Source organism: Paraburkholderia sp. SIMBA_030 (assembly GCF_046535245.1).
Taxonomy (GTDB): domain Bacteria; phylum Pseudomonadota; class Gammaproteobacteria; order Burkholderiales; family Burkholderiaceae; genus Paraburkholderia.
Genome location: NZ_JAWRXB010000008.1, coordinates 343,585 through 352,167 on the forward strand (window position 1 = coordinate 343,585; position 8,583 = coordinate 352,167).

An 8,583-nucleotide genomic window follows, 5' to 3' on the forward strand; every position below is an offset into this window, starting at 1 on the left:
TCAGAACGTGAAATTCTTTAACGCTTCGGGCATGCCCTCGGCGATCGCCGCCTGTTCCTTCGCGGCGTAAGTTTGTGCGTCCCACAACTCGAAGTGACGTCCCATGCCGAGCAAGGTCACTTCTTTTTCCAGCGAGCCGGCCATGCGCAGTTCCGGCGACACGAGCACGCGACCCGCGCCGTCCATGTCAACGTCCATTGCGTTGCCGAGGAAAATGCGGCGCCACCAGGTCGCGTTCATGGGCAGATTGCCAACCTTCTCGCGGAAGATTTCCCATTCAGGGCGCGGAAAGAGCAACAGGCAGCCGTCCGGGTGCTTGGTGATCGTCACCCGGCCTTCTGCCTGTGTCTGCAGCGCATCCCGATAACGAGAGGGAATCGACATCCGCCCTTTCGCATCGAGCGTCAGCGCCGACGCCCCTTGGAACACTTCGCTCTCCCCTCTTACGACGCTTTAGCGCCGACTGCCCGATCTGTGAAAATCTACCCGAATTCGCCTGAGTGATCACACAAAAATACACTTTCTCACACTGTCTCCCACTTTAGAGGAACGCTAAACAGGGGTCAAGGGAGATACGCGCTTTTCGAGCGAATTTTGTTTGTTAGAACAAGGACTTAGCGCCACTCCTTCACGTCAGACATAAAACGGAAAACCGTTATAAATGAATGAGCTAGTGCAACTTGTGAAGGTGATACGTGAAAAGTGCGGGGGAAAGGCGCGGAATGTAAGAGATCGTGAAGCGGGATCGGGGCTGTTTTGCGGAAGTTTCGGTGCTTTAGAAGGACGGCGCTCGAGGCGCCGTCCCACTTCAAGGCGGTGGCGTGAATTTCCAGGTCGAACTTATATGTAATAGGCCGTACGAGTCATAACCTTCGACACCGCGCGCATCAGTGCGCGCACTGGAAACGGCAACTCGACGCCACCGGCGTCCATCGCTGATTTACCGTGCTCTACTTCGTCTACACGCATCTGCTCGACAATCGCGCGCGACTCACGATCGGCCGCGGGCAGCTTATCCAGATGACTATCCAGATGCTGTTCCACCTGGCGCTCGGTTTCCGCCATGAAGCCGAGGCTGACGCGATCGCCCAGGCGGCCTGCTGCAAGCCCGATTGCCAACGCGCCGGTATACCAAAGCGGGTTCAACAGACTAGGACGCGAATCGAGCGCTTCGAGGCGCTTTGCAGTCCACGCCAGGTGATCCTCTTCTTCGATCGCCGCGCGGTTGAAAAGCGCCTGCAAAGACGGCGACTTCGTAGCCAGTTTCTGAGCCTGATAGAGCGCCTGGGCGCACACCTCGCCGACGTGGTTCACCCGCATCAACGCGGCCGCGTGCGCGCGTTCGGCCGGCGAGAGCTCCGCGGCCTCCGTCGCCGATTCTTGCGGAACCGGCAACGGACGGCTCATCCGCGATACACCCGTCATTGAGCGTAAACCCCGATCAAACTCGCTGATCAACTCGTCCAGAAACATGCAGCACTCCTGTAATTCGACAACCGCCCACCGCGCTGACAGGTCTGCTCGACAAGGCTTTGCAGCGCAAAACCGCACTCACGAAAACCTCGGATCCGAGCGAATCTGGCGGCCAACTTCTCATTCTAGACCATGTTGCGTAAACGAAACAGGAGCCTTCCTCGCCGTCTCCTTTTTCTTTGTGCCATGTATGCCTTTTGTTACATTACGTGCAACTTCTCGCGAAGTTGGACAGCAAGGCCTCAACGCAACATAAATATTCGCCTTGTACAAAAGATTCGTAATCCTTGGAGATCATTCGATGAAAAAGTCGCTTCTCGCTCTCGCAGCACTGGGCGCATTTGCAGGCGTCGCTCATGCTCAGAGCAGCGTGACCCTGTACGGTATCATTGACGAAGGCTTCAACATCAACACCAATTCGGGTGGCAAGCACCTGTACAACCTGTCGAGCGGTGTTCTGCAAGGCTCGCGTTTCGGCCTGCGCGGCACGGAAGATCTCGGTGGTGGCCTGAAGGCAATCTTCGTGTTGGAAAACGGCTTTGACGTGAACAACGGCAAGCTGGGTCAAGGCGGCCTGATGTTCGGCCGTCAAGCTTACGTCGGTCTGTCGAGCCAGTTCGGCGCGGTCACGCTGGGTCGTCAGTACGACTCCGTGGTCGACTACGTCGGTCCGCTGGAAGCCGGCGACCAGTGGGGCGGCTACATCGCTGCTCACCCGGGCGACATCGACAACTTCAACAACGCGTACCGCACCAACAACACGGTCAAGTACACGAGCGCGGACTACAACGGCCTGAAGTTCGGCGGCACGTATAGCTTCGGCGGCCAGGCAGGCAACTTCACCGGCAACCAGATCTGGTCGCTGGGCGGTGGCTACAACAACGGTCCGTTGGTCCTGGGTGTTGGCTACCTGAACGCGCGCACTCCGGCAGCTTCGGGTGGCCTGTTCAACAACGGTGGCACGATCGCAACGAACACGTTTGCCACGCCGACGGCCGCCGCCAACTTCGCAGTGACGTCGCCGATCTATGCCAGCTACGCTTCGGCTAACACGTACCAGGTAGTCGGTGCGGGTGGTGCATACACGTTCGGCGCCGCAACGGTTGGCCTGACGTACTCGAACATCCGTTTCGCAAACCTGGGCAAGACGTTCGCACAGCCGTCGGTCAGGGGTCAATCGATTACGTTTAACAATGCGGAACTCAACTTCAAGTATCAGTTGACCCCGGCATTGCTGATCGGTGCTGCATACGATTACACGCGCGGCGCGGACATCGAGAACTCGTCGCGTGCCCAGTACCACCAAGGTTCGGTTGGCGTGGACTACTTCCTGTCCAAGCGTACCGACGTGTACGTGATCGGTGTGTACCAGCACGCTCTCGGCGAAGTGCTGAATCAGGCGGGCACTGGGGTGACCGCCGCAACGGCTGGCATCAACGGCCTGTCGGGTTCGTCGAACCAGAACCAGTTCGCAGCTCGCGTCGGCATTCGCCACAAGTTCTAATAAGTCGTAATAAAGCAGTTTGCCTCAAAGGCGCCTTCGGGCGCCTTTTTTTATGGCAAGCGCGCCGGCTGGCTTGCTTGTATCGAGGCGGCGGCTCAAAGAAAAAAGGCCCGGCAGACTCTCGTCTGCCGGGCTTTTTTCTGAGTTGCGCAGTGTTGCTTTGCTTTAGCTGCACTACTTTGCGCCAGTGTTGTTATGCCCGGCCGTCGCGCAACTCCCTGCGCAGAATCTTGCCGACATTGCTCTTGGGCAGTTCCGTGCGGAATTCGACGATCTTCGGCCGCTTGTAGCCGGTCAACTGCTGCTTGCAGTACGCGAAGATGTCCGCATCGGTGAGCGCCTGGTCCTTCTTCACGACGAACAGCTTCACCGCTTCGCCCGAGTGCTGATCCGGCACGCCGACCGCAGCAACTTCGAACACGCCCGGCAACTTCGCAACCACATCCTCGATTTCGTTCGGGTAAACATTGAAGCCGGACACCAGAATCATGTCCTTCTTGCGGTCGACGATCTTGACGAAGCCACCTTCGTTCATTAAGCCGACGTCGCCCGATTTGAAGAAGCCATCCGGCGTCATGACCTTCGCCGTTTCGTCCGGCCGGTTCCAGTAACCTGCCATCACCTGGGGGCCACGGATGCAGATTTCACCCGGCTGGCCGAGCGGCACTTCGTTGCCTTCGTCGTCGCGAATCGAGATTTCCGTCGACGGCAACGGCAAGCCGATCGTGCCGCTGTATTCGGTGACGGTGACCGGATTGCAGGTCACGCACGGCGACGTCTCCGACAAACCATACCCCTCGATGATCGGCGTATGCGTCTGCTCGTACCAGCGCCTGGCCACCGCTTCCTGCACCGCCATGCCGCCACCGTTCGCGGCGATCAGCTTCGAAAAGTCGAGTTTGTGGAAGTCCGGACTGTTCAGAAGCGCGTTATACAGCGTGTTGACGGCAGGAATCGTTGTAATCGGATAGCCTTGCAGCGACTTGATCATGCCGGGGACGTCGCGCGGATTCGGAATCAGCACGCCAAGACCGCCAGTACGGATCGTCAGCAGACCGCAAACCGTCAGCGCAAACACGTGATAAAGCGGCAACGCGACGACGGTGATGAATTGATCGATGTCCGTGCGGCTCGCGCGAACCGGATCGAGCCAGATTTCCGACTGCAACACGTTAGCAATCAGGTTCCGGTGTAACAGCGTTGCGCCCTTGGCCACGCCGGTCGTACCGCCCGTGTATTGCAGGAACGCGATGTCGTCCGGACCTTGCTTGACCGGTTTGAAGCTCTGACGTCCACCCTCTGCGATCGCGGTGTTGAACTTGACGTGCCCCGGCAGGCTCCACGCCGGCACCATCTTCTTCACGCGCCGCACGACGAAGTTCACAACTGCACCCTTCACCCCCATAAGATCGCCCATCGCGGCGACAACGACGTGCTTGACCGACGTGTTGTGAACAATCGCCTGCAGCGTGATGGCGAAGTTTTCGAGCAGGATGATCGCTTGCGCACCGCAATCCTTGAGCTGATGCTCGAGCTCACGCGGGGTATAGAGCGGATTCACGTTCACGACCACGTAGCCCGCGCGCAAGATCGCGGCAATCGCAACCGGATATTGCAGTACGTTCGGCATCATGATCGCGATGCGCGCGCCACGGACAATGCCCATCGACTGAAACCACGCGGCCAGCTTGCTCGACAGTGTGTCGAGTACGCCATAGCTGATCTCTTTGCCCATACAGACGAACGCCGGTTTGGCGCGATGCTCGCGAAAGGCTTCTTCAAGCAGTTCGGCAACGGACGAATAACGGGTCGGGTCGATCTCTGCCGGAATGCCAGGCGGATAAGATTTCAGCCAGATTTTTTCCATGCAGTGTCTCCTCGTTTATTTTCGAATGGTCGTGCTAAAAACGCATCGTAGCATGCAGAGTCTGGTGCTATTCGCGAAAAGCGGCTGGGTTAGACGCACGCCTCGAATCGGTCGTGGACAAATGGCGGTGCGATTCTTTGTGGCTTTTCACGCCCGTTCGACCTCGACGAGGCAATCGTAGAAGGTGGCCGAGCCACCGAGATCGGTTAGGGCCTGGCTGGTGACCTGGTTGGCATTGCGGCCATCGGGTGCGAGTTTCTTCCACCAGATAGACAGGCCTACGACGAGGCCTTCACGCGCTTTGTCGGTGACGCGGGCGCGCGCCTGCATCGAGCCGCGGTCATTGAAAATACGCACCTGATCGCCGTCGACGATCTCTCGCGCCAGCGCATCGGCCGGGTGAATGTCCAGGTGCGGCTCGCCTTCCGTCGAGCGCAGGCTTTCGATATTCACGAAGGTGCTGTTCAGAAAGTTACGCGCGGGCGGTGAGATCATCGCCAACGGATAACGTACGGCGAGCTCCGGCGCGCCGTCAGCCGACTCGTAGGGTGGCAAATAATCAGGCAGTGGATCTAGCCCCTGCTGCGCGAGGCGCTCACTGAAAAACTCGCATTTACCAGACGGCGTTCGAAAGCCGCCTTCGGCGAACGGCGCGTCGGGCAGGTTCAGCTTCGCCCAGCCCGTTTCCTTCAGCGAATTCCAGTCGACGCCTTCTAGCGCTGTGTCGTCCCAACGGAATGCCGCTTGCGCGACCGTTTCGTCACTGTCGTACAGCGCCGGCTCCTCCAATCCCATATGACGCGCGATACCACGGAAAATCTCCGTGTTCGGGCGCGCGTCGCCGACCGGGGCAATGGCCGGCAGATTGACCATCACGTGCGTGTGCCCGTATGACTTGTGCACATCGAGATGCTCGAGTTGCGTCGTGGCAGGTAGGAGCAGGTCCGCGTAGTCCGCGGTGTCGGTCTGAAAATGTTCGAGGACGATTGTGAACAGATCTTCGCGCGCGAAACCAGCCGCGACTCGCTCCGAATCCGGCGCAACCGCTACAGGATTTGAGTTGTAGACGATAACCGCTTCAAGCTTGGGACCGAACGCTGCGTCGCCCGGATGCAGCAACGCGTCGCCGATCGCATTCATATTGATGATGCGCGCTGCTTTGGCCGGCCAGCCCGGCATCAGATCCGGACGCTGCAGCGCGTGCGAATTGACCGGCGCCCATCCCGCCGACGATAGCAACACACCGCCCGCCCGCTCGCGCCACGCGCCCGTTAGCGAAGGCAGGCAAGCAATTGCACGCACCGCGTTACCACCGCCACGGACCCTTTGCAGGCCGTAGTTCATTCTGATCGCGGCCTTCTTCGTGCGGCCGTAAAGGCGCGCAAGGTCGACAACCACCTGCTCGTCGACGCCACAAATTTCAGCGACGCGAGACGGTGGATAGCTGAGTGCGCGGGCCTTCAGTTCAGAAAACCCCAACGTGTGAGCCGCGATGTAAGCGTGATCGAGCAGGTTCTCCGCGATTAGCACGTTTATCATGCCAAGCGCGAAAGCGCCGTCGGTGCCAGGTTTAATGGCGATGTGCTGATGACACTTTTCCGCCGTCAGCGAGCGGTAGGGATCGATCGCGATCAGACGCGCACCGCGACGCTTGGCTTCCTGCGCGCGTGTCCAGAAATGCAGGTTCGACGCGATCGGATTCGAGCCCCAGATCAGGATGAGCTCACTCTCGGCGAAAAACTCGGTGAGCATGCCGAGGCTTGCGCCGTAGGTGTATTTCAGTCCCGCCGCGCCGGCGGCCGCGCAGATCGTACGGTCCAACTGCGACGCGCCGAGCTTATGAAAGAACCGTTGCGCAATGCTATCGCCCTGGACCAGACCCATCGTGCCCGCATAGCTGTACGGCAGGATCGCTTCGGGTGCGCGGCTAGCGATCTCGGATAGACGCGTGGCCGCCAACTCGAATGCTTCGTCCCAACTGATCGGTGCAAAGCGGCCTTCGCCCTTGTTGCCGACGCGCTTCATCGGTGCCGTCAGCCGATGCGGATGATGCACGCGCTCGGCATAGCGACTGACTTTGGTACACAGCGCGCCTTGTGTCGGCGGATGATCGGGATCGCCGACAACCTTGATCGCTCGGCCGCTTTCGACGGTCACACGCATCGCACAAGTATCAGGGCAGTCGTGCGGGCACACCGCACGGGCGAATTCGGTCGGAGCATTCATCGGCGATTGGTTCACGAGAGCGGTGTGGGAGCGATCTCGAATTTTACGTCGGCGGGCGGTTAGCCGGTGCGGTGCCGCTAAAAATGCCTTCGGCGTAGAATCGGTTATCACAGTGCCCGGGCAAAATCGCCCCGAGCGATCCCACGCAAAGCAAAGCACAAGCGCACCATCATCCCATCATGAAACTGATCCCCGAAATCCAGACCGCTCACGGCGAAATTCAGACCCTTCGACGAACGATTCATGCCCACCCAGAGCTTCGTTACGAAGAAACAGCAACGGCAGATCTGGTCGCCAAAACCCTTGAGGCATGGGGCATCGAAACGCACCGCGGGTTAGGCAAAACAGGCGTGGTGGGCGTATTGAAACGCGGCAACGGTTCGCGCGCGATTGGTCTGCGAGCTGACATGGATGCGCTGCCGATTCAGGAACTGAATGGCTTCGATCACCGCTCGCGTAACGACGGCAAAATGCACGCGTGCGGCCATGACGGGCACACCGCGATGCTGCTCGGCGCAGCGCAGCATCTGGCAAAGCATTGCAACTTCGACGGCACGATAGTCTTCATTTTCCAACCCGCGGAGGAAGGCGGCGCTGGCGCGCAGGCGATGATCGACGATGGCCTGTTCACCAGGTTTCCAGTCGATGCGGTGTTCGGCATTCATAACTGGCCGGGAATGCCGACGGGCCACTTCGGCGTGACCGAAGGCCCGATCATGGCATCGAGCAACGAATTTCGCATTGAAATCAAAGGAGTAGGGTCGCACGCTGCGCTACCGCATAATGGCCGTGACCCGGTATTTACGGCTGTGCAAATCGCGAACGGTTTGCAAAGCATCATCACGCGCAACAAGAAGCCACTCGATACCGCAGTACTGTCGATCACCCAGATTCACACCGGCGACGCGCTCAATGTCGTTCCGAACGACGCGTGGATTGCGGGCACCGTTCGAACTTTCACGACCGAAACACTCGATTTGATCGAAGCGCGCATGCGCAAGATCGCGGAAAGTACCGCCGATGCCTATGATTGCTCCGTCGACATCCATTTCCATCGCAACTATCCGCCGACCATCAACAGCAGCGAAGAAACGCGCTTTGCGGCGTCGATTATGAAGGAGATTGTGGGAGCGGAAAACGTCGACGACGCAGTTGAACCGACGATGGGCGCTGAGGATTTCTCCTTCATGCTGCTGGCGAAACCGGGCTGTTATGCATTTCTGGGCAATGGCGACGGCGGCCATCGGGATTCCGGCCACGGAGCCGGGCCGTGCATGCTACATAACGCGAGCTACGACTTCAACGATGAGCTGTTACCGATTGGATCGACGTACTGGGTCAGGTTAGCGCAACGATTCCTGTCGCAAGAATAAGGGCCGTTGAGTGTAAGGCGACGATGTATGCGTCGCCTTCCGCCGCGCTACCGGTAGGGGTGTGGTGACCTGGGGCGGCGAACTGACCGGCCGGTTTGACGGCTACGGCCTGATTGCAAATACGCTTCGACCGGGCAGGA

Annotated in this window: 6 protein-coding genes; 2 read left to right on the plus strand and 4 right to left on the minus strand. The window is 59.1% G+C overall.

Translation table 11 applies throughout. From position 1 onward, the window contains the following. Both mraZ and coq7 read right to left on the minus strand, forming a co-directional pair. Positions 1 to 429, minus strand: coding sequence for a division/cell wall cluster transcriptional repressor MraZ (gene mraZ, locus SB772_RS16570; protein WP_073431291.1), 429 nt, complete (start codon positions 427 to 429; stop codon positions 1 to 3). A 411-nt stretch (positions 430 to 840) separates the two neighbouring features. Continuing rightward, a complete protein-coding gene (gene coq7 / locus SB772_RS16575) occupies positions 841 to 1,473 on the minus strand; it encodes a 2-polyprenyl-3-methyl-6-methoxy-1,4-benzoquinone monooxygenase (protein WP_410834309.1) in 633 nt (210 codons plus the stop codon). A gap of 301 nt (positions 1,474 to 1,774) precedes the next feature. On the opposite strand from coq7, the gene SB772_RS16580 reads away from it, so the two are divergent. Continuing rightward, positions 1,775 to 2,977, plus strand: a complete 1,203-nt coding sequence (locus SB772_RS16580) for a porin (RefSeq protein WP_410834310.1) — start codon at positions 1,775 to 1,777, stop codon at positions 2,975 to 2,977. Positions 2,978 to 3,170: 193 nt separating this feature from the next. Here SB772_RS16580 and SB772_RS16585 read toward each other — a convergent pair whose 3' ends face one another. Beyond that, positions 3,171 to 4,844 carry a long-chain fatty acid--CoA ligase gene (locus SB772_RS16585; protein ID WP_410834311.1) on the minus strand — a complete coding sequence of 558 codons (1,674 nt, stop codon included), beginning with the start codon at positions 4,842 to 4,844 and terminating at the stop codon, positions 3,171 to 3,173. Between the two features lie 147 nt (positions 4,845 to 4,991). Further along, the gene (locus tag SB772_RS16590; RefSeq protein WP_410834312.1) at positions 4,992 to 7,070 is read right to left on the minus strand and encodes a molybdopterin-dependent oxidoreductase; all 2,079 of its coding nucleotides are present in this window, start codon (positions 7,068 to 7,070) and stop codon (positions 4,992 to 4,994) included. Between the two features lie 179 nt (positions 7,071 to 7,249). Here SB772_RS16590 and SB772_RS16595 point away from each other — a divergent pair, with 179 nt between their 5' ends. Beyond that, entirely contained in the window at positions 7,250 to 8,443 is a 1,194-nt protein-coding gene (locus tag SB772_RS16595) for a M20 aminoacylase family protein (RefSeq protein WP_410834313.1), read from the plus strand. Positions 8,444 to 8,583: the final 140 nt, after the last annotated feature.

Excerpts from the sequence above, each read along its gene's own strand:
- SB772_RS16590 (WP_410834312.1), bottom strand. The coding sequence starts at position 7,070 with ATGAATGCTCCGACCGAATTCGCCCGTGCGGTGTGCCCGCACGACTGC.
- SB772_RS16595 (WP_410834313.1), top strand. The coding sequence starts at position 7,250 with ATGAAACTGATCCCCGAAATCCAGACCGCTCACGGCGAAATTCAGACC.
- SB772_RS16585 (WP_410834311.1), bottom strand. The coding sequence starts at position 4,844 with ATGGAAAAAATCTGGCTGAAATCTTATCCGCCTGGCATTCCGGCAGAG.
- SB772_RS16580 (WP_410834310.1), top strand. The coding sequence starts at position 1,775 with ATGAAAAAGTCGCTTCTCGCTCTCGCAGCACTGGGCGCATTTGCAGGC.
- coq7 (WP_410834309.1), bottom strand. The coding sequence starts at position 1,473 with ATGTTTCTGGACGAGTTGATCAGCGAGTTTGATCGGGGTTTACGCTCA.